Genomic DNA, 17002 nt, shown 5'->3' on the forward strand with positions numbered 1-17002 from the left:
CGGATGCTCGCGCCCCAGGTGCTGGGCGTGGGTCTGAAGATGTATCTCGACCATGGGCGAACCCTTCGTTGGGTCGAGCGGTTGCGCGACGCAGTCACCGGGCATCCGGCGCTCACAGAAGGTTCGACGACCCTCTTCGTGCTTCCGACGTTCCCCTCGCTCACGGAATCACGTCGACTGCTGGCACACACGTCGGTGGCTCTCGGGGCCCAGGACCTCGCCGCGGAGGACAGCGGAGCTTTCACCGGAGAAGTCAGCGGTGTGGAGCTTCGTGAAGTCGGGTGTGAGTTCGTCGAGATCGCACACGCCGAACGCCGCACCCTCTTCGGCGAAGACGATGCGCTGATCGCACGCAAGTACGACGCCGCGCGGCGCAACGGGCTCGTGCCGGTCGTCTGTGTGGGCGAAGCCGCGCCCGGGGATCCGGAGGTCGCTGCCGAGGAGTGTCTTCGGCAGCTGGATGCCATCGTCGGCACGACCGCGCCGGGTCCGCCGATGGTGGTCGCCTATGAGCCGGTCTGGGCGATCGGGGCGGCCCGCCCGGCGTCGATCACACATGTTCGGCACGTCTGCACGCGTCTGCGCACCCGGATCGATCCGGACCTGGCCCGCGTGATCTACGGCGGAAGTGCGCGGCCCGGGATGCTCCCGGCGCTCCGCGGCGCGGCGGACGGGCTGTTCCTCGGGCGGGCCGCCCACGACGTCGAGGCGGTGGTTCGCGTGCTCGACGAGTGCCTGTCTGCGTGAGCGCGAGCGGTCCCGTGGGGTGAGAGCGTTCTCATGTCAGGGCCCGCGCGCTTGGTCGATCGGCGTCCAGGCCGATATGGTCAGCACGTTGGACATTCGGGGGGATGGATGACGCATGCTGCTGATCACCGGGATCGTGCTCGTACCGGCGGGGCTGGTCATGCTGTGGGTGGCCTGGGCCAGTCGCCGAGACCGCCTGCGCCCCAACAGCGCCGTGGGGGTGCGCACGCGGCTGACCATGGAGTGCGACCTCGCCTGGTTCGCGGCGCAGCGGGCCGCGGCATCCGCCACGGCGATCGGCGGTGTCGGGGCGCTGTTGGGCGGAATCGGTGCGATCGTCATGGCGGTGGTCGAATCGAATCGGCCGGGGTTTTCCTTTCCGTTCGCGATGGCCACCTGGACGCTCCTCGCGCTCGGGGCCGCGGGGTGGAGCCTCGCGTGGACGCTCACCGGCGTCGGTCGCGGCTCACGTGCCGCGGAGGCGGTGTGCACCGAGCAGTCCGGATGCTCCTGACGATCCGTCCTCGCACCGCGGCCACCCCGAGCGGCCGCGGTGGCGTCACCGGGGCGTCGGCGCCGGTGTGAGCCGGGCGTCCAGCCACGCGATCGCGCGGTCGATGAGCGACCTCGCCAGGTCACTGTCGGGGGCCCACGACTCGAAGCCGTGCGGTGCGCCCTCGACGACGTCGAGGGTCACCTCCACGCCGTCGTGCCGCATCCGCTCGGCGTAGGCGACGTCCTCGTCGTGGAACAGCTCGATGGCGGAGGTGTAGACCCATGCCGGAGGGAGGCCGGACAGATCCCCGCGGCGTGCGGGAACGGCGTATCGGGGCACCTCGGCCACGGCGAACGCGTCGCCCAGATACGCGCGCCACCCGACGAGGTTCGACCGGTTGTTCCACACGAAGTGGTCCTCGGCGTCGCGGAAACGATCGGCGGCCGTGCGGTCGTCGAGCATCGGGCACCACAGCCACTGTGCCGCCACCGGCGTGCCTTCGTCGTGGAGACGCTGGACCAGCGCGGCGGCGAGTCCACCGCCCGCGCTCTGGCCGCCCACGGCGATGCGAGAGGGATCGACGGCGTACCCGGCGGCGTGCGCGACCAGCCAGGCGAAACCCGCCGCGACGTCCTCCAGCGCGGCGGGGAACGGATGCTTCGGCGCCACACGGTAATCCACCGACACCACGATCGCGCCGGTTCGCGCCGCGGTCTCGCCGCACAGCCGGTCGTCCATCCGCGGGGAGCCCATCACCAACCCGCCACCGTGGATCCACAGCAACGCCGCACCGGACGCGCGCTCCGGGACGTACACCCGCAGTCGCACCCCGCCGGCGCGCGCGGTGCGGCGCTCGACTCCGGACACGCGCGCCCCCGGGGCAAGGCGGGTCGCCCCGACGACCGCCCGGCGGAACAGCGCGTTCTCGAGACGGAATCGGGGCATCCGCCGCGTCGTGGCACGGAGGTCGGGGTCGACGCGGTCGATGTCCATCGGGAGGTCTCCGTCCTGCTCTCCGGGCGATCCGGGGCGGGGGTGCGCGGTTCTTCCTCACCTTCCCACAGGGGAGGTGTCCCCGCTGATCTCCGCGTGCACGGTGAGCATCGTGCCCAGTGGATGACCATCTTCTGCTGACGATCTGCTCAGGTTGGACGGGTATGCTGTGACCAACCGATTCGAAGGAAGGTGTACGGAGATGGAATTCGCTTGGGAAGCCGCCGTGGTGATCGCCGCGGTCGCCGCGCTCGGTGTCGTGACGGTGCGCGAGACGCTGCGTGACGGGTACCGCGCACGCGTGACCCGCACCATCTACGACACCCGGAACCCGCAGTAAGCGGTCACCGACCGATCACGCCACGCCCCCGCCGATCCGGCGGGGGCGTTCTTCGTTTCCCCGAGGAGCCACGTTCACCTCGCGTTCACATAGAAGGGCTTCTATCTGTTTCGGATAGATGAGCTTCTATCTGACTGTTGTCCCTGACAGTCGACCGCCGAGAGGCCCACCCCGGCCGGAGGAAACATCACCGTGAAGAAGACCACAGCAAGCGCCGCTCTCGCGACACTGACCATGGCCGCTCTCTCCCTGAGCGCATGTGGAGGCCAGGAGACCGGCACCACGACATCGGCCGACGGCGGACTGTCGGGCTCGGTCACCACCGATGGCTCGTCGACCGTCGCGCCGCTCACCGAAGCCGCCGCCGACCTGTACCGCGACGAGGAGCCGAGCGTGAACGTCTCGGTCGCCACCTCGGGCACCGGTGGCGGATTCAAGGCGTTCTGCGCCGACGAGACCGACATCTCCAACGCCTCGCGTCCGATCAAGGACGAAGAAGCCGAGGAATGCGCCGCCAACGGCGTCGAGTACACCGAGATCATCGCCGCCAACGACGGCCTCTCGGTCATCCTCAACCCCGAGAACGACTGGGCGACCGACCTGACCGTCGAGCAGCTGCAGACCATCTGGGCGCCGGAGTCCGAGGGCGTCGTCACCAGCTGGGCCGACGTCGACCCGAGCTTCCCCGACGTGCCGCTCGCGCTGTTCGGCGCCGGCACCGACTCGGGAACCTTCGACTACTTCACCGAGGCGATCAACGGTGAAAGCGGCGCGATCCGCACCGACTACAGCCCGTCCGAAGACGACAACATCACCATCCAGGGTGTCGCCGGCGACGAGGGTGGCATCGGCTTCCTCGGCCTGTCCTACGTCGAAGAGAACGAGGGCGTCATCATCGCCGCCTCCGTCGACGGCGTGTACCCCTCGGTGGAGACCGTGCAGGACGGTACCTACACCCCGCTCGGGCGCCCGCTGTTCATCTACGTCAACAACGCCTCCTACACCGACAACGAGGCCGTGAAGTCGTTCGTCGACTTCTACGTCGCGAGCTCGCTCGAGGTCGCCGACCTGGCCCTGTTCGTCCCGCTGACGGATGACCAGATCACCGTCGCGCAGGAGGAGCTCGCTTCCCTCGGCTGAGCCTGGCGGCTTCGTCTGAGAGATCACTTCGATGACAACAGTCACCGACAAGCCCGGGGGTTCGAGCATCGGCTCGGACCCCCGGGTCCTGCCCGCCTTCGCCGGACGCGCGCGGCCCGGCGAGGCGATCATCCGGGCCGTGCTGCGCCTCGCGGCCGGTCTGACGATCGTCACCACCATCGGCATCCTGATCGCGCTGCTCGTGCCCTCGATCAGCTTCTTCCTCGAAGTCCCCGTGTGGGACTTCCTGTTCGGAACCCGCTGGGCGCCGCGTTTCGCCGACGCCTCCTTCGGGGTGCTGCCGCTGGTCACGGCCACGCTGTGGACCACCGTCATCGCACTGGTCGTCGCGGTGCCGTTCGGCCTCGGTGCGGCCATCATGCTCGCCGAGTACGCCAGCCCACGCGCGCGGAAGGTCCTCAAGCCGCTGCTGGAGATCCTCGCCGGCGTCCCCACCGTCGTCTACGGGTTCTTCGCCCTGCAGTTCGTGCAGAACGTGGTGCTGAAGGACTGGCTGAACCTGCCGACGGGTGCGTTCAGCGTCCTCGCCGCCGGGCTCGTGATGGGCGTCATGATCATCCCGACCATCGCGTCGATCTCCGAAGACGCCATGTCGGCCGTTCCCACCGCGATGCGCCAGGGAAGCGCCGCCCTGGGTGCCAACCGCATGCAGACCTCGTTGCGCGTGGTCTTCCCCGCGGCCCTGTCGGGCATCGTCGCCGCCGTCGTGCTCGGCGTCTCGCGAGCCGTGGGCGAGACGATGATCGTCGCGATCGCCGCCGGCAACCAGGCGCAGATCGTGACCAACCCCCTCGAACAGGGGCAGACCATGACCGGCTTCATCGCCAACGCCGCCCTCGGCGACTCGCGTGTGGGAAGCCTGGAGTACAACACCCTCTTCGCCGTCGGCCTGCTGCTGTTCCTCATCACCCTGCTGATCAACTTCATCAGCATCCGACTCGTCCGCCGCTTCCGGGAGGCCTACTGATGTCCCTCGCGACGAAGGACCGCACCCGTGAGGTGCGCATCACCGACAAGCTGAACACCAGCGGGCGCAGCGGTGAGCGCAAACCCGGTCCGCTCCTGTTCTACATCGCCCTGTGGCTGTCACTGCTCATCGCCTTCGCGGTGCTGGCGACCCTGCTCGTGACGATCCTCCTCGACGGGTGGACCAAGCTCACCCCGACGCTGTTCACGAACTACCCGGCCGCCGACCCCGACGAGGCGGGCGCGCGCCCGGCGATCCTCGGATCGCTGTGGGTCATCGCCACCACCGCTGTGATGACCCTCCCCCTCGGCATCGCCGCAGCCATCCACATGGAGGAGTTCGCCGACACCAAGAACTGGTTCAACCGGCTCATCGAGCTCAACGTGCAGAACCTCGCCGCGGTGCCCTCGATCATCTACGGTCTGCTGGCCCTCGGGTTCCTCGCGCTGCTGCAGGTGTCGAACAAGAACATCGTCATCGGCGGAGCCCTCGCGCTGTCGCTGCTGATCCTGCCGGTGATCATCATCTCCACCCGGGAAGGTCTCCGTGCCGTGCCGGGCGAGATCCGCGACGGCTCGCTCGCGCTGGGGGCGACGCGGTGGCAGACGGTGTGGCGGCAGGTTCTCCCGGCCTCCGTGCCCAGCATCGCGACCGGTTCGATCCTCGCCCTGTCGCGGGCGCTCGGCGAGGCCGCGCCGTTGCTCGTGCTCGGAGCGCTCGTCTACATCACCTTCGACCCGAACGGCCTCATGAGCGGGTACACGACCCTCCCGATCCAGATCTTCAACTGGACCGGGCGCCCGCAGGAGGGCTTCCACCAGCTCGCCGCCGCGACCAGCGTGCTGCTGCTCGGTGTGCTCCTCCTCATGAACGCCCTGGCCATCTTCATCCGCAACAAGTACCAGAAACGGTGGTAACCGTGAGCGACACTTCCACGACCCAGGACCAGCCGCACCCGCACTTCCATGCCGCCGGTGGTCTGACCCCCCTGCCCGACAAGCCCAGCACGCTCATCAGCGCCCAGGACGTCGACATCTACTACGGCGAGTTCCGGGCCGTCACGGGGGTGGACCTCGACTTCGGCAAGAACGAGATCACGGCACTGATCGGCCCGTCCGGATGCGGCAAGTCGACCCTGCTGCGGTCGCTGAACCGCATGAACGATCTGGTCGAGGGTGCCCGCGTCGAGGGCAAGGTCATGTTCCTCGACCAGGACATCTACGCCAAGGGTGTGGATCCGATCGAGGTCCGACGCCGCATCGGCATGGTCTTCCAAAAGCCGAACCCCTTCCCCAAGTCGATCTACGACAACATCGCCTACGGCCCGCGGGTCACCGGCATGAAGGTCGACTCGATGGACGACCTCGTCGAGGAGGCGCTGACCCGTGCGGCGCTGTGGGGCGAGGTCAAGGACAAGCTCAAGCAGTCCGCCTTCGGCCTGTCCGGCGGGCAGCAGCAGCGCCTGTGCATCGCGCGCACCATCGCCGTCGAACCCGACGTGATCCTGATGGACGAACCGTGCTCGGCGCTGGACCCGATCGCCACCATGCGCATCGAAGACCTCATGCGCGAGCTGCGCGACGACTACACCATCGTCATCGTGACGCACAACATGCAGCAGGCGGCGCGCGTGGCCGATCGCACCGCGTTCTTCACCGCCCTGGCGGACGAGACCTCGGGCGATCGCACCGGCGTGCTGGTGGAGTACGGGCAGACCTCGCAGATCTTCGAGAACCCGCGGGATCAGCGCACCGAGGACTACATCAGCGGGCGATTCGGATGACCCTCCTCGCGCCACCGTCGTCGCGAGCGGGAGACGACCCCATCGCGGGGGCGGCCAAGGTCGTCGTGCTGGGTCGGGGGCCGCGCCTGGTGCGCGGCACCCCGGCCGAGTATCGCCGCGCCGGGATCGCCGTCCACACCCGCGACGAGATCCTCCCGGCGCTGACCGACCTGGTCCACGACCGACACGCGATCCTGGTGGTCGCCGCCGACTTCGCCTGCGACGACTTCGTCGGCACCCTCGAGGTGGCCGTCGCCACCGGCGGTGCCGGAGTGCTGTTGGGGATGCCGGTCGGGGCGGCTCCCTCGCTGGCGGCGCCGGCCCTCGATGCCGGCGTCCGTGGCGTGGTGTCGCTCCCGTTGTCGCCGGAGCGACTGGCGCGCGAACTCAGCGCGTTGCCGATCGCCGCCGACCCGCTCGCCGCCGTCCGCATCGGTGATCTCACCGTCGATGCGGGTCGCCACCGTGTCGAGCTGGCGGGGCGAACGGTCGAGGTCACGCCGCGCGAGTTCGATCTGCTGTGGGACCTGGTGCGGTGCCATCCCCGTGTTGCTCCCCTCGGAGAGCTCGCGCAGGCCCACGCCGGGGGCACCGCGGACCCGTTCGCGACCGTGCGGGTCGGCGTGGCGGGCGTGCGACGTCGGCTCGAGGCGGCCGCGTCCCGCGGGTCGGCCACGATCGAGACCGTGCGCGGCGTCGGATACCGTATCGCGCTGTGAGCGCCACGCCGATCTAGCGGTCGAGGCCGAGCTCGGTCAGGAGTGCGTCGATGCGGGCGCGGATCTCGTCCCGCACCTGCCGCATCCCGTCGTCGTCGAGATCGAGCGGGTCCGGCAGGTCCCAGTCGCTGTACCGGCGCCCCGGATACACCGGGCACGCGTCCCCGCATCCCATCGTCACGACGTAGTCGGCTGCCTGCACGACCTCGTCCGTCAACGGTTTCGGGTACTCGTCGCTGACGGGCACCCCCACCTCGTCGAGAGCGGCGATGATGCGTGGATGCACCTGGGTCGCCGGTGCCGATCCCGCCGTGCGCACGTGCACGCGGTCGCCGGCGAGATGCCGGAGGAAAGCGGCCGCCAGTTGGGATCGGCCGGCGTTCTGCACGCACACGAAGAGCACTTCCGGAGTGTCGCGCAGCACCAGGCCCTGGGCGGAGGCGAGCGCGTCGAGGCGGTCCGCGGCATACCGTGCGGTGAGGGCCGCCAGGTGCGTGCGCACGCGCGCCCGTTCGCTGAGCAGCAGATAGCTCTCCGCGACGTACCGGGAGACGGTCGCCGGGCTGAACGTCGAGCTGAACCGGTAGGACAGGTTGCGGGCGACGCTCTCGATCGCCACCGGCAGGGCGGCGGGGCGGCGCGACGCGGTGTCCTCGGCGGGCCTGCGGCGGGGCGGCTCGACCAGGAGACGTCCGAACCGCACCCACGTCTCACCGTTCAGGGCGTACCCGTCGGTCCCGTCGGGGTGGATCAGATCCACCGATGCCAGCGCCAGCAACGCCGCCTCGGCGCGTTCCGGCGACACGAACAGGACCTCCGGCAGCTCCCGCGCCGGAACACCCGCCGCCAGGGCGCTCAGCACGCGGAGTGCGGCGGATTCCCCGAGCACGGCAGCCTGTTGCGCGCGCGTGCGCGCCGAGTCCGCGTCGAGAGGGCGACCGATGCGGTGGGTGGGTCCTGTCATCGCAGCACGTCCGCCACGGCGGCGCGGCGCGCCGGCTCGATCGAGAGCCAGATGAACTTGCCCTCCCGCTCGCGTCGGAGCATGCCGTCCTCCACGAGGATCCGCACGTGGTGGGTCACCGTGGGCTGGGTCAGACCGAGGGCTTCCGTCAGGTGCGACACCGTCGCCCGTCCATCCTCCGACGACAAGATCACGCTCAGCACCTGCAGGCGCGTGGGATCGGCGACCGCACGCAGCGTGCGGGCGAGGTCCTCGGCGGAACCGCGGTCGAGCCAGGACCCGCCTGCGCCGGGAGCATCGGTGGGGGAGGGCAACACGTGCCCAGCCTACGTCAGATAGACGTACGCCTATCCGACGTGCGCATTACCGGGTTCGACCGCATCCGTCAAGGGCCTCTTCGCGGAGGCGGCGTCGGAGGATGATCGAACATGCAGGGCGATCCACACGGCAGTTCGGGACGTCGTCGGTCCATCCGGATTCCTCCCAGTGCTCGGATGACCGCGACGATCTGCCGCCTGCGGGAGGACGTGGCGGCGACCTTGGGGAAGGTACGCGAACACCACGGATTCCGGGCTCCTCGTCATCGGGTAGGCGAGGGGCCCCTTCGTGCGTTCACAGGGGGTTCGGTGCTTCGCGAGTGATCCTCGGACCCGATGACGGTCATGGCGAGATCCCGCGCCCCGCTGAAGGGGAACGCGAGAGGTGGCCCCCTCGGCGGCGTTGCAACGGGGGAGGGGGAGGTGGCGACGTCGCCGAGGGGACCACCACCCAAAGCGCGAGGTTCGGGCAATCGCCAATGTAGCGAGATCGGGGCCGAGCATCAATACGACATCGCACCCGATCTTTCAGGTTGCGGCGTGTCCCGTGTCGGTCAACGGGGGAGGAGTGCGGCGATGCGGTCCACCGCACCCGGGGTGACGCGGAAATACGCCCACGTGCCCCGCTTGGTGCGGGTGAGGAACCCGGCGGCGGTGAGCACCTTGAGATGATGCGACACCGTCGGTTGTGACAGGCCGACCGGTTCGGTGAGATCGCACGCGCACGCTTCGCCGTCGGGGGACGCCGCGACGATGGACATCAGCCGGAGGCGCGTCGGGTCGGCGAGGGCTTTGAGCGCCGTCGCGAGCTCGGCCGCCCGTGTGTCGGACAACGCCTCGGCCGGCACGGGGCGCCCGCAGGCGGCTGCGTCAGGCTCGGCGTTCAGGAGCGGGAGCGCGGTGGCCATGCATCGATGGTAGTAGATATTGACAAATCTCGATATGGCGCGGGACACTATATCGATCGATCTCGATATAGCCGGAGGTTCTCGTGACCCTGCTCGACCTGACCCCTCGCGTCGCCGTCAGCGACGCGCTCACCGCTCTGCCGGTCGCCGTCATCGGTGCGGGCCCCGTGGGCCTTGCCGCCGCCGCGCATCTGGCCGAGCGGGGCATCCCCTTCGAGGTCCTCGAGGCCGGGGACGACGTCGGTGCCGCGATCCGTCGTTGGGGGCACACGCGCCTGTTCTCGCCGTGGCGCTATCTGATCGACCCCGCGGCCGAGCGGCTCCTCGACGCCGCAGGGTGGGAAGCGCCGGCGCCGGGCCGCGTGCCCACCGGGGCGGACCTGGTCGCGTCGTACCTCGAGCCGCTCGCACAGACCCCGGAGATGGCCGGTCGCATCCGTTTCGGGGTCACGGTCACCGCTGTGTCCCGTCGCGGCATGGACCGCACCCGGAGCGCCGGCCGCGACGACACCCCGTTCGTCCTGCGCCTGACCGAACGCGACGGGCAGGTGCGGGAGATCTCCGCCCGCGCGGTGATCGACGCGTCCGGAACGTACACCTCCCCGAACCCGTTGGCCTCCTCCGGTCTTCCGCCGCTCGGATCCGGGGGCGCAGACCGTGTGCTGCACGCTCTGCCCGATGTCCTCGGTGCCGACCGTGCCCTGTTCGCCGGTCGTCACACGACCGTCGTCGGCGCCGGCCACTCCGCCGCCAACACCCTGCTCGCACTCGCCGACCTCGCCGTCGACGCACCCGGTACCCGTGTCAGCTGGCTGATCCGCAACGCCTCCGCCGCACGGGTGACCTCGTCCGACGATGACGAGCTCGCGCACCGGGCCGCGCTCGGATCGAAGCTGGAGCGGCTCGTCGCCCAGGGGCGCGTGACCAAGGTCGACTCGTTCGAGATCTCCGGTGTCGACGAATGCGATGAGGGTGTTCGTCTCGTCGGCACGCGGCGCGGCGAGCCGGCCACCCATGACAGCGAGCTGGTCGTCAACGCGACCGGTTTCCGGCCCGATCTCGACATGCTCCGCGAGATCCGTCTCGATCTCGACGAGGTCGTCGAGGCTCCCCGCCGACTCGCGCCGCTGATCGACCCGAACCTGCACTCGTGCGGCACGGTCGAGCCGCATGGATTCGACGAGCTGACCCACCCGGACAAGGGCTTCTTCATCGTCGGGATGAAGTCCTACGGTCGTGCTCCGACCTTCCTGCTGGCTACAGGGTACGAACAGGTTCGATCGGTCGCCGCGTGGCTCGATGGAGACATGCGGGCGGCGACGGCCGTACAGCTGGATCTCCCCGCCACCGGTGTCTGCTCGACGGACATCGGCGGCGGGACCTGCTGCAGCTGAGGTCCGCGTCAGGCGGCCCCGCAGCCCTGATGGGGCGCGGGGCCGCCTTCGTACGTCCGCGGAGGGCGGCCGGCGCGGGGAGTGGGGGACTCTGCCGCGCCGGCCCGTAAGGGAGCGCTCCGCGCTGGGGGCGGGCGCTCCGTCGTCCGGTCGACGATCAGGCGGCGACCGTCGACCGAGCACGCACCGGCGCGCGGCGCGCTGCGGGCCGCATGCGAGCCGGCGCGGGCGTCACGGTCGCTTCGGGGATCTCCGCGTCGATGTCGACGGTCAGTCCGGCCGACGAGTTCGCCATCTCGGCCATGTGTTTGAGCGTCGTCTGGTCGAGCTTCTCCGGCTCGGCCGACTCGAAGACGAAGCGCATCGGGATGGCCGGCTGCAGCCAGAGGGTCGTGCGGCCCGGCTGCTGGTCCTTCCCGTGTTTCCACGAGAGCGTGAAGCTCTCGCCTCGTCGCAGCTTCGTTCCGACGACCACCTTCACATGCGCCAGAAGTCGATCAGGCAACTCGATCGGCTCGACGTCGTTCGCGTAGTACAAGCGCCCCATCAGATTCCCCTTCACGCTCTTGTGGATTACGATGCAAGTAACTCTTACGTATTTTTACTAGCTTGTCTAGTTATCTTCCACGAAAGGCAAGGCCCATCGGTCGGACGGACAGGAGGACGCGGTGAAGACGGCACCATCTACTCGGCGGAATGCCGCCGCTGACCGGCCGCGCCCGCCTGAGCCGGCAACCGTGGCCGTCGACTTCGCCGGGTATTGGTACGAGGCCGACCTCACCGACACCCGTTCGAGGTCGCGCGCGGTCCTCGAGGCGCTCCGGCTCTACCGCGCCGCGGAGATGGCGATGCGGCGGCGTACCCGGGAGTCCATGGCAATGGGGGAGAACGAACTCCTCGTGCTGCGCTACCTCATCCGTCGAGGCGAGGCCCTCGTCCGGCCCGTGGAGCTGGCCGCCTACCTCGGCGTCTCGACCGCATCCATGACGGCCCTGCTGGACAGGCTGGAGAAGTCCGGCCACATCACCCGCATCGCCAACCCGGACGACCGGCGCAGCATCTTCGTGCGCGCGACCCCCTTGACCGAGGAGGAGGTCAGGGCCACCCTGGGGGCGATGCATGAGCGGATGTACGACGCGGTCGAGGGGATGAGCGCCTCCGAAGCCGAGGCCGTGGTCTCCTTCCTCACCCGGATGTCTCGCGCCGTGGACGCCGTGGCGGTGGAGGCGCCGTGATCTATGTGCTCGTCGGGGGCCCGCGTGACGGGCAGTACGTCGATGACATCCCCCTCGGCTACCGCCCGGACTCCTCCGAGCGGCCGGCGTCGCCGTACGACGCGATCGACGGGTTCGAGATGGTCCGCGCCGTGTGGTTGCCCACCGACCGCGCGCGCCTGCGCGTCGTGCACGACTGACCGCGTGTGCGGCGGGAACGGCTCGGTCACTCGGGGGGAACCCCCGCGCCACGGGCCGAACGGGTCTTCATCAGGCTCGCCACCGTCGCCACGGTGATGGTCGTCGCGATGAACAGCAACGAGAACCAGATCGGGATCTCCGGGGCCCACGCGACGTTCTCGCCGCCGTTGACGAAGGGCACCTCGTTCACGTGCAGTGCATGGAGCACGAGCTTGACCCCGATGAAGCCCAGGATCACCGCGAGTCCCTGGGCGAGGTAGACCAGGCGCTCCAGAAGCCCACCGATGAGGAAATACAGCTGCCGCAGTCCCATGAGCGCGAACGCATTCGCCGTGAACACGATGTAGGCCTGCTCGGTCAGGCCGTACACGGCCGGGATGGAGTCCACGGCGAAGATCAGGTCGATGAACCCGATCGCCACGATCGTCAGGAACATCGGGGTGAACAAGCGGCGGCCCGCCTTGACCGTCGTGAGGCGATCCCCGTCGTAGTCGTCGCTGACCGGCAGGTGCCGACGGACGAAGGTCATGAAGCGTCCGTGGGCGGGGTCGTGGTCGCCGCTCGTGAACGCCTGGCGGTACGCGAGCACCAGGAGCAGCGCCCCGAACATGTAGAACACCCACGAGAAGTTCGCGATCAGCCCCGCACCGATCGCGATGAACGCGCCGCGCAGTACCAGTGCGATCACGATGCCGATCATCAAGACCTTCTGCTGATAGATCTTCGGCACGGCGAAGCCGGTCATCAGCAGCAGGAAGACGAACAGGTTGTCCACCGACAGAGCCTTCTCGGTGAGGTAGCCGGCGAAATACTCCCCGCCGTAGGTCCAACCGGCCACCGCGCCCAGACCGACGCCGAACAGCAGCGCCAGACCGATGTAGAACGCCGACCAACGCGCCGCCTCGCCGAGGGACGGCTCGTGCGGACGACGCACGTGGGCGAAGAACTCGTACACGAAGAACGCAACGGTCACCGCGAGGGTGAGGATCCAGACCAGGGGGGTGACGGGCATCACATTCTCCAAGGGGGGACGATGGCTGACGGGCCAAGGTCTCTTCCGGTCCTGCGGACCCGATGGATGCGGGACACACCGTCGCGTCCGTCATGACGCATCCACCGCAGACGGGAGTACTCCCCTTGCGTCCGACCATCATACGGGTGCATCCGGGGGAGGGTCTCGCCAGGAATACCCTTCCGGAGGTCGCCATGAAGACGAAGAAGTCCCCAACCGCCCACGCCTACCGCTACACCCACGACGGAGACGCCGAGGTGCTCGCCAAGCACTCGTTCCCGCTCCCCCCGCCGGGGCCGGACGAGGTGAGCGTCGAAGTGATCGCCGCCGGCATCAACCACATGGAGGCGTTTCTGCGCAACGGTCGGGAGGAGACCTGGGCAGAGGACCCGTGGCCCCGCGGTTCCGGCAGCGACTTCGCCGGCATCGTCATCGCCACCGGCGCGCACGTGTCGTCGATCCGTGTCGGCGCCGACGTCATCGGGCACGTGCGCACCGGCGCGCATGCGAGCCACCTGAACGTGCCCGTCACCCACGTCGTCCCGAAGCCCGCCGGCGTCGACTGGGAGACCGCGGGCGGACTCTACCTGGCCGGGGCCACCGCCCTGGAGGTGCTCGAAGACCTCCGCATCGGACCCGACGACACCGTCGTGGTGACCGCGGCCGCCGGCGGCGTGGGCAGCATCCAGGTGCAGCTGGCCGCGCGGCGCGGCGCCCGGGTCATCGGCACGTGCGGCGCGCGGAACTTCGACTACCTCCGTCAGATCGGGATCACGCCGGTCGAATACGGGCCGGGCATCGTCGAACGTATCGAGAAGGCCGCGCGCGGTGCGCGGGTCACCGCCTACATCGACAACTTCGGCAAGGACACCGAGAACGTGGCGGAGGCGTTGGGGGTCCCGGAGGAGAAGTACCGTTCGAGCGAGGACCGCCGCGACATCGAGCTGGCGCTGCTGCGCGAGGACCCCGAGGCGGTCGCGCACGGCACCGAACGGCTCCGACAGGTCACGCAGCTGGCCGGAATCGGTGGCTTCCGCCTGCTCGTGTCGGGCCTGTACCCCCTCGAGGACATCATCGAGGCGTATCAAGATCTCGAGAGACTCCACTCGCGGGGCAAGATCGTGCTCGCCACGCATCCGGTGACCACCTACCGCACTCTCCGGGCCCGGGAGTTGCACGAGTCGATGCCCTGACCCGAAGCGAACACCGCGCGCGGGGGCCTCACCCGGTGACGGTCGTGAGCGTGTCGCCGGACCACAGGACGATCCCGTCCGCGCTGGGCGTGATCGCCAGTGCCCCGGTGGGGTCGGCCGCGGGCGCGCAACCCGCGGGGGTCGACCGCTCCGGATCGGCGTCGGCGTAGCGCGTGAGAGCGACACCCTCGCAGTCGGGTGCGGCGCCGGCGACCACGACATCGGCGCCGTCGATCGCGACCGCTCCGACGCCGGCGTCGGAGAAGGGTGTCCAACTCGTGCCTGCGGAGTCGAGGACCCATGCCTGCGCGTCACACACCAGCGCGACGGTCTCGCCCGAGGCGCGCAGTCCGCGCGCGTCGGCGCACGGTGCGTCGATCGGTCCGGCGGGCTGCTCCACGACCGCAGGGTCGGTGGGGGAGATGTACCGCGCGGCCGACAGGACCAGGTCGTCGTAGGGCTCCCAGAAGGCCCCCTGGGTGAAGGTCCGCCATCCCTGTGTCCCGCAGTCCTCGCCGACGCCGACCACCATCTCGGCCTCCGAGTCGGCGAACGCGTCGAGCGAGGCGACCGCGGCGATGTCGCGATAGCGGCCGGTCACGTCCACCCACGTCTGACCGGCGTCGTCCGAGCGCTCCACCAGGGGCTCGGCGCCCCCGCATGCGCCCGCCGTGGCCCGCCACCAGGCGGCGGCGCCGACCGAGAGGAACCGCTCATCCGCCCGCGCGAGGGTGTCGACCTCCGGGGCGGTCACGTTCGGCGTGGGAGAAGAGGTCTCCACGCCGAGCGAGAAGGTCGGTACCGGCGCGGCGCTCTGGCCGTCGACGGTGGGGTTCGCGCGGTCGTACGCCAGATAGGCGACTGCACCGACCGCGATCGCGAGCACGACGACGAGCGCGACAGCGCCCCACTGGGCCGCCGTCGGCGTGCCCGTTCTTCCCCCGGCCATCGATGATTACGGTGTGGTCGGGCGCCAGGCGGAGTCACCCTCCGGAGCCTGCTCCGGGGGTGCGCCGGCCGCTTCGGCGCGGGTGGCGGGGACCGGTGGGGTCTCGGCGGTCGCCGTCGAACGACGACGCGAGGGCGTCTCCGTCGCGGGCGCCTCGTCGGTCGCGGAGTCGGGGCCGGCGAGACCGAAGAAGCTCTCGTCCATCGGTGCCGCCTCGGTCTCGGGCTCGACGGGGGCGGGGGCGCTCGTGCGGCGCGCCCCGCGCTTCTTCTGGGGCTCCTCGCGGTAGCCGTAGCCGTAGCCGTAGCCCGCCCCGTAGGCGTAGTAGGAGTCGGGGCCGCGGGTGGGAACCATCGTCAGGGCGACACCGGCGATCTTCGCACCGACGGTGTCGAGGGCGTCGATCGCCCCGGTGAGCTGGTGACGGTTGGTCCGGCCCGCGGCGATGACGACGATCGCACCGGAGGTCGACTTGGCCAAGATCGCCCCGTCGGTCACCGGCAACAGTGGCGGCGCGTCGCACAGCACGACATCGAAGTCGCGCTCGAGCACGCTCAGCAGCGTCTCCATCTGCTTCGACCCGAGCAACTCGCTCGGGTTCGGGGGGATCTTCCCCGCCGGGAGCACATAGAGGCTGCGGTGCCCCCACGGGAGCATGACATCGCCCACGCGGGCGCGTCCGATGAGCACGTCCGTCAGACCCGCGCCGCCCTCGATCCCGAGGTACTCGGCGACCTTGGGCTTGCGCAGGTCGGTGTCCAGAAGGGCGACGCGCTTCCCGGCGTCCGCGAGCGCGATGGCCAGGTTGATCGTCGTGGTCGACTTGCCCTCACTGGGCACGCTGGAGGTCACGACGAAGCTCGACCGACCCTCCATGTCGAGGAACTGGAGGTTCGTGCGCATCGTGCGGAATGATTCGGCGCGGGGGCTCAGGGGATCCGCGTGCACGATGAGGGGGCGTTCCTTGGCCTTCGGGTCGAAGGCGATCGCGCCGATGAGGGGGGTGTCGGTCACGAGCTCGATGTCACGCGGGGTCCGGATGCGGGTGTCGACGACCGACCGCAGCACCGCCACGCCCACCCCGATCGCCAACCCCACCAGGGCGCCCAGCGCGAGGTTCAACGGCACATTGGGGCTCGATGGGCTCAAGGGTGGGATCGCGTCCTCGACACGGGTGAGGCGCACCGGGCTCGTCTCGGCACCGGTGGTGTTCTCGATGGCCTCGACGGCCGAGGACAGACTCGCCCCGAGAGCGTTGGCGACGTTCGCCGCCTGCACCGGGTCGGGGTCGGTCACGGTGATCGTGACGAGCTGGGTGTTCAGCGGGTTGGAGGCGGAGACCTTCGTCGACAGGGCGTCGGAGGTGACCCCGAGGCCGAGCTCGGCGATGACCGGGTTGGTGACGATCGGTTTGGTCACCAGCTCCGCGTAGGTCGTCATGCGCGATTGGGTGAAGTTCGATCCCTGCTGCAGCTCCGAGACGGTCGAGCCTGCCTGTGTCGACACGAAGACGGTGCTGGAGGCCTCGTACTGCGGAACGCGGGTCAAGGAGTACGCGGCGGCGCTGCCGACGCCCACAAGCGTCGCGATCACGATGATCAGCCAGTTCTTGCGCAGGATGCGGATGTAGTCGGTGAGCTCCAT

Annotated in this window: 20 protein-coding genes; 12 read left to right on the forward strand and 8 right to left on the reverse strand. The window is 69.6% G+C overall.

What is annotated here, in order from left to right; all coding sequences use genetic code 11:
• Window positions 1-3 precede the first annotated feature (3 nt).
• Window positions 4-747, forward strand: coding sequence for a triose-phosphate isomerase family protein (locus tag ABD204_RS07170; RefSeq protein ID WP_194424277.1), 744 nt, complete (start codon window positions 4-6; stop codon window positions 745-747).
• Window positions 748-862: 115 nt separating this feature from the next.
• Window positions 863-1261, forward strand: a complete 399-nt coding sequence (locus tag ABD204_RS07175) for an SdpI family protein (RefSeq protein WP_194423952.1) — start codon at window positions 863-865, stop codon at window positions 1259-1261.
• A gap of 45 nt (window positions 1262-1306) precedes the next feature.
• Here the strand turns inward: ABD204_RS07175 and ABD204_RS07180 are convergent, their stop codons facing one another.
• Window positions 1307-2236: an alpha/beta hydrolase gene (locus ABD204_RS07180; RefSeq protein ID WP_194423953.1), complete on the reverse strand. Its 930-nt coding sequence runs from the start codon at window positions 2234-2236 to the stop codon at window positions 1307-1309.
• Window positions 2237-2438: 202 nt separating this feature from the next.
• Here ABD204_RS07180 and ABD204_RS07185 point away from each other — a divergent pair, with 202 nt between their 5' ends.
• The 6 genes from ABD204_RS07185 (at window position 2439) to ABD204_RS07210 (ending at window position 7206) form a co-directional block, all read left to right on the forward strand.
• Complete coding sequence (locus ABD204_RS07185) at window positions 2439-2576, forward strand: hypothetical protein (protein WP_194423954.1); 138 nt, start codon at window positions 2439-2441, stop codon at window positions 2574-2576.
• Window positions 2577-2768: 192 nt separating this feature from the next.
• Entirely contained in the window at window positions 2769-3716 is a 948-nt protein-coding gene (locus tag ABD204_RS07190) for a PstS family phosphate ABC transporter substrate-binding protein (protein WP_322597540.1), read from the forward strand.
• 31 nt (window positions 3717-3747) lie between these two features.
• The gene (gene pstC, locus ABD204_RS07195) at window positions 3748-4704 is read left to right on the forward strand and encodes a phosphate ABC transporter permease subunit PstC (protein ID WP_194423955.1); all 957 of its coding nucleotides are present in this window, start codon (window positions 3748-3750) and stop codon (window positions 4702-4704) included.
• Window positions 4704-5621 (forward strand): phosphate ABC transporter permease PstA, encoded by a 918-nt coding sequence (gene pstA / locus ABD204_RS07200; protein ID WP_194423956.1) that lies wholly within the window; start codon window positions 4704-4706, stop codon window positions 5619-5621. Before pstC ends, pstA begins: the two co-directional genes overlap by 1 nt.
• Before the next feature lie 71 nt (window positions 5622-5692).
• A complete protein-coding gene (pstB, locus tag ABD204_RS07205; protein WP_206697330.1) occupies window positions 5693-6487 on the forward strand; it encodes a phosphate ABC transporter ATP-binding protein PstB in 795 nt (264 codons plus the stop codon).
• Window positions 6484-7206, forward strand: a complete 723-nt coding sequence (locus tag ABD204_RS07210) for a winged helix-turn-helix domain-containing protein (RefSeq protein WP_194423958.1) — start codon at window positions 6484-6486, stop codon at window positions 7204-7206. Before pstB ends, ABD204_RS07210 begins: the two co-directional genes overlap by 4 nt.
• Window positions 7207-7219: 13 nt before the next feature.
• Here the strand turns inward: ABD204_RS07210 and ABD204_RS07215 are convergent, their stop codons facing one another.
• The 3 genes from ABD204_RS07215 to ABD204_RS07225 all read right to left on the reverse strand — a co-directional run bounded on the left by ABD204_RS07215 (window position 7220) and on the right by ABD204_RS07225 (window position 9395).
• Window positions 7220-8170, reverse strand: coding sequence for an arsenate reductase ArsC (locus ABD204_RS07215; protein WP_206697157.1), 951 nt, complete (start codon window positions 8168-8170; stop codon window positions 7220-7222).
• Complete coding sequence (locus ABD204_RS07220; RefSeq protein WP_194423959.1) at window positions 8167-8487, reverse strand: ArsR/SmtB family transcription factor; 321 nt, start codon at window positions 8485-8487, stop codon at window positions 8167-8169. The genes ABD204_RS07215 and ABD204_RS07220 overlap by 4 nt, the downstream gene beginning before the upstream one ends.
• A 554-nt stretch (window positions 8488-9041) precedes the next feature.
• Window positions 9042-9395, reverse strand: a complete 354-nt coding sequence (locus ABD204_RS07225; RefSeq protein ID WP_194423960.1) for an ArsR/SmtB family transcription factor — start codon at window positions 9393-9395, stop codon at window positions 9042-9044.
• A gap of 83 nt (window positions 9396-9478) precedes the next feature.
• On the opposite strand from ABD204_RS07225, the gene ABD204_RS07230 reads away from it, so the two are divergent.
• Window positions 9479-10789 carry an FAD-dependent oxidoreductase gene (locus ABD204_RS07230; protein ID WP_194423961.1) on the forward strand — a complete coding sequence of 437 codons (1311 nt, stop codon included), beginning with the start codon at window positions 9479-9481 and terminating at the stop codon, window positions 10787-10789.
• 157 nt (window positions 10790-10946) lie between these two features.
• Here ABD204_RS07230 and ABD204_RS07235 read toward each other — a convergent pair whose 3' ends face one another.
• The gene (locus ABD204_RS07235; protein ID WP_241747789.1) at window positions 10947-11336 is read right to left on the reverse strand and encodes a DUF7882 family protein; all 390 of its coding nucleotides are present in this window, start codon (window positions 11334-11336) and stop codon (window positions 10947-10949) included.
• Window positions 11337-11526: 190 nt separating this feature from the next.
• Here ABD204_RS07235 and ABD204_RS07240 point away from each other — a divergent pair, with 190 nt between their 5' ends.
• Together ABD204_RS07240 and ABD204_RS07245 are read left to right on the forward strand one after the other, a co-directional pair.
• Window positions 11527-12024, forward strand: coding sequence for a MarR family winged helix-turn-helix transcriptional regulator (locus ABD204_RS07240; protein WP_322597541.1), 498 nt, complete (start codon window positions 11527-11529; stop codon window positions 12022-12024).
• Window positions 12021-12203 carry a hypothetical protein gene (locus tag ABD204_RS07245; RefSeq protein WP_194423962.1) on the forward strand — a complete coding sequence of 61 codons (183 nt, stop codon included), beginning with the start codon at window positions 12021-12023 and terminating at the stop codon, window positions 12201-12203. Before ABD204_RS07240 ends, ABD204_RS07245 begins: the two co-directional genes overlap by 4 nt.
• Before the next feature lie 26 nt (window positions 12204-12229).
• Here ABD204_RS07245 and ABD204_RS07250 read toward each other — a convergent pair whose 3' ends face one another.
• Window positions 12230-13216 carry a TerC family protein gene (locus ABD204_RS07250; protein ID WP_194423963.1) on the reverse strand — a complete coding sequence of 329 codons (987 nt, stop codon included), beginning with the start codon at window positions 13214-13216 and terminating at the stop codon, window positions 12230-12232.
• A 194-nt stretch (window positions 13217-13410) separates the two neighbouring features.
• Here ABD204_RS07250 and ABD204_RS07255 point away from each other — a divergent pair, with 194 nt between their 5' ends.
• Window positions 13411-14409, forward strand: coding sequence for an NADP-dependent oxidoreductase (locus tag ABD204_RS07255; protein ID WP_194423964.1), 999 nt, complete (start codon window positions 13411-13413; stop codon window positions 14407-14409).
• 28 nt (window positions 14410-14437) lie between these two features.
• Here ABD204_RS07255 and ABD204_RS07260 read toward each other — a convergent pair whose 3' ends face one another.
• Together ABD204_RS07260 and ABD204_RS07265 are read right to left on the reverse strand one after the other, a co-directional pair.
• A complete protein-coding gene (locus tag ABD204_RS07260) occupies window positions 14438-15358 on the reverse strand; it encodes a hypothetical protein (protein WP_194423965.1) in 921 nt (306 codons plus the stop codon).
• Between the two features lie 6 nt (window positions 15359-15364).
• Complete coding sequence (locus tag ABD204_RS07265; protein WP_194423966.1) at window positions 15365-17002, reverse strand: tyrosine-protein kinase domain-containing protein; 1638 nt, start codon at window positions 17000-17002, stop codon at window positions 15365-15367.

Source organism: Microbacterium aquimaris (genome assembly GCF_039531285.1).
GTDB lineage: Bacteria > Actinomycetota > Actinomycetes > Actinomycetales > Microbacteriaceae > Microbacterium > Microbacterium aquimaris.

Coding starts and splice junctions, on each gene's coding strand:
- ABD204_RS07170 (WP_194424277.1), top strand. CDS start 4: ATGCTCGCGCCCCAGGTGCTGGGCGTGGGTCTGAAGATGTATCTCGAC.
- ABD204_RS07175 (WP_194423952.1), top strand. CDS start 863: ATGCTGCTGATCACCGGGATCGTGCTCGTACCGGCGGGGCTGGTCATG.
- ABD204_RS07180 (WP_194423953.1), bottom strand. CDS start 2,236: ATGGACATCGACCGCGTCGACCCCGACCTCCGTGCCACGACGCGGCGG.
- ABD204_RS07185 (WP_194423954.1), top strand. CDS start 2,439: ATGGAATTCGCTTGGGAAGCCGCCGTGGTGATCGCCGCGGTCGCCGCG.
- pstC (WP_194423955.1), top strand. CDS start 3,748: ATGACAACAGTCACCGACAAGCCCGGGGGTTCGAGCATCGGCTCGGAC.
- pstA (WP_194423956.1), top strand. CDS start 4,704: ATGTCCCTCGCGACGAAGGACCGCACCCGTGAGGTGCGCATCACCGAC.
- ABD204_RS07210 (WP_194423958.1), top strand. CDS start 6,484: ATGACCCTCCTCGCGCCACCGTCGTCGCGAGCGGGAGACGACCCCATC.
- ABD204_RS07215 (WP_206697157.1), bottom strand. CDS start 8,170: ATGACAGGACCCACCCACCGCATCGGTCGCCCTCTCGACGCGGACTCG.
- ABD204_RS07225 (WP_194423960.1), bottom strand. CDS start 9,395: ATGGCCACCGCGCTCCCGCTCCTGAACGCCGAGCCTGACGCAGCCGCC.
- ABD204_RS07235 (WP_241747789.1), bottom strand. CDS start 11,336: ATGGGGCGCTTGTACTACGCGAACGACGTCGAGCCGATCGAGTTGCCT.
- ABD204_RS07250 (WP_194423963.1), bottom strand. CDS start 13,216: ATGCCCGTCACCCCCCTGGTCTGGATCCTCACCCTCGCGGTGACCGTT.
- ABD204_RS07255 (WP_194423964.1), top strand. CDS start 13,411: ATGAAGACGAAGAAGTCCCCAACCGCCCACGCCTACCGCTACACCCAC.
- ABD204_RS07260 (WP_194423965.1), bottom strand. CDS start 15,358: ATGGCCGGGGGAAGAACGGGCACGCCGACGGCGGCCCAGTGGGGCGCT.
- ABD204_RS07265 (WP_194423966.1), bottom strand. CDS start 17,002: ATGGAGCTCACCGACTACATCCGCATCCTGCGCAAGAACTGGCTGATC.